This window comes from Pseudoflavonifractor sp. 60, assembly GCF_009911645.1.
GTDB lineage: Bacteria > Bacillota > Clostridia > Oscillospirales > Oscillospiraceae > Lawsonibacter.
On the sequence record NZ_QWKI01000154.1, the window covers coordinates 1 to 2,713 of the forward strand.

Consider the following 2,713-nt stretch of genomic DNA (forward strand, 5'->3'; position numbering starts at 1 on the left):
TTGCAGGGCCCCACAAGCGGCGCAGCCGCTTGCCCCCTTTGGCAAAGGGGGCCCCTGAGCGAAGCGAAGGCGGGGGATTGTCTTAGGACGACTGCTTCTATTTCAAATTTCAAGTAGAAGCAGTGCCAGCGGGTCAATCCCGACCCGCTTCGCCAAACTCAAAAACGAGGGACGGCGCCTCCATAAATAAAAAGAGACTGCCCGTGGGAGGCAGTCTCTTTTGCTGGGGTCAGCCTTCAAAGGCTTTGAAGAGGAAGGTGACAATTTGTGCTCTGGTACACTGGGAGTCGGGGCTGAAGGTGGTGGCGCTGGTGCCGGAGGTCACGCCCTTGCTCAGCGCCCACTGGACGGCGTTGGCGTAGTAGGCATTGCTGTCCACATCGGTAAAGCCGTTGGTGCCGCTGACCTCGGGGGAGCCCAGGGCCTTATAGATGAGGGCCACGGCCTGAGCGCGGGTACAGGTGCCGTCGGGGCTGAAGGTGTCCGCGCCGGTGCCGGAGGTGATGCCCTGAGCCACCGCCCACTGGACGGCAGCGGCATAGTAGGCGTCATCGGCCACATCGGAGAAGGTAGGTCCGCCGCTGACGGTGGGAGAACCGGCGGCACGCCACAGGAAGGTCATGATCTGGGCGCGGCTGCACCGGGAGTCGGGCCCGAAGGTGTTGGCTCCGGTACCGGCGGTGATGCCCTTCTCCAGCGCCCAGTTCAGAGCGTTGGTGTAGTAAGCGCCGGCGGGCACGTCAACGTAGTCAGACGCGGTGGGCGCGCCGGAGGTGCTGGGTCCGCTGGGGTCGGTGGGCGTTGTGGGGGTGCCGGGTTTGGTAGAGGTGCCGGGCCGGCTGCTGCCGCTGGAGCTGGAACCGCCGGAGCTGCTGCCGCCGGAACTGGAACCGCCGGAGCCGCCGCCGGGAACAGTAGCGTCCTTAAACAGGTCCTTCAAAATCTCCTCGGCACTCTTGGTCAGGTAGCCGTCGGGGTCGGTGAGACCCTCAGAGCTGATTTTCCAGGAGAATTTTCCGGTGCCGCTCCTGCCCATATCCACATAGTCGGTGTAGCTCTTCTGCACCGCCGCGTACCGGGCGCTCCACTGGGGATAGTACTTCTCCATGTACTGCCTGGCCAGCTGATAGGCCTGGCTGTTGGGCTTGTCGCTGAGGCCGGAGAGCTGGATACCGCCGCCGCCGTTGCCAGTGCCGTTGCGGTTGTCAGAGGGGGTGGAGTGGAGGATCACCAGGCTGCCGTCAGGACAGGCGCCAAGGCAGATCCACACGTGGCCACTCATACAGAAGATGTCGCCGGGCTTGAAGTCGGCGGCGGTGAAGGTCTTGGTGGTGGTGCCCATGCCGGCCTTCTCCAGGGCGGTGCCCCGGTTGCTGGCGTAGCCCACATAGTAGGGCTGGTCGGGCTGGAAGGACTTGGTATTCATAATGTTGTAGACGGTCCAGCCCACATAGCCGGAGCAGTCCACACCGGCGTAGTAGTACTGATTCCAGCCGCCGTGGGGATAGTAGCTGGAGGTGTAGTCATCGCCCAAGTAGCTGAAATCGGTATTCTGCTGCTGGAAGAAGTCAATCCAGGTCTGGGGGATGCCGATGGTCCGCGCCTGGAGACTGGAGCCATAGCCCTCGGTGTTGTCGCCGTCCTCCCAGTTCCAGGTGCCGCCGTAGACATACAGGCCGGTACCCACAGGGGTCATAGCGGTGGCCAGGAAGTTTTTCAGGGTGCGCTGGCCGGGAGTGCCCTGGACGGGCGGGGTGTAGGGCTTGGCTACGAAGGCCTGATAAACCACCTTGGCGGGATTGCCGTAGGCCTTCACGGTCTTGCCCCGCAGCTCAGAGGCACTGATGGGCTTCACCTGAGCGCCGCCCGCCTGGGAGGTGATGGCGTAGAACTGCGTATCGCTGTCCAGCGCCACAGTCTTACCGTCCACTGTAATACTATCGGCGGAGACGCTGGTGACGGTGCCCTCCACGCCGGAGGCGGGCTCCACTGCGGTCACCACGCCCTTGGCTACGGTGATATTGTACACATAGCCCTCAGCCAGCTTGTTCTGGAGGACATAGGCGGAAGCGGGCTTGCAGCCGTCCTCATCCACCGCGCCGGGGGTCGCAATCTGGAGGGTCTTCAGCTGGCCGTCCATGTAGAAGCCATGGACCATGTCCGGCTTGTCCACCCACCGGGTAAAGTCGTCGTCCCAGGTGAAGGCGCCGAAGGTGCCCAGACCGGGGATGCCAGCGTAGACCACATTGGAGTAGGTGCCGTCGGCCACACCCAGAACGCTCTCGGTTTCACCGAAGAGGGCCTGAAGGACCTGCTCCGCGTTCATATCCCGGAAACCGTCGGGGTCGGTGAGGCCGTCCTGACCAATGGTCCAGGAGAACTTGCCGTTGTTGCTGTTGCTGATGTTGGTGACATAGCTCATGCCCCGCTGGACAGCGTCATACCGGGAGCTCCACTCAGGATAATACTTCTCCATGTAGAACTTGGCCAGCTGATAGGCCTGGCTGTTGGGGGTATCGCTGACGCCGGAAATCTGGATGCCGCCGCCGCCCTTGCCGTTCTTGCTGTCGGAGGGGGTGGAGTGGGCGATGACGATGCTGCCGTCGGGACAGGTGCCCAGGCAGATCCAGCAGTGGCCGCTCATGCTCATAATGTCGCCGGGCTTGAAGTCGGCGGCGGTAAACTCCCGGGTGTACTCACCGAAGCCGGCCTC

Annotated in this window: 1 protein-coding gene; it reads right to left on the reverse strand. The window is 63.1% G+C overall.

Translation table 11 applies throughout. The features are described 5' to 3' along the window. Positions 1 to 229: 229 nt before the first annotated feature. On the reverse strand, positions 230 to 2,713 hold a 2,484-nt coding region (locus D1646_RS16305; protein ID WP_160637490.1), incomplete at its 5' end, for an S-layer homology domain-containing protein.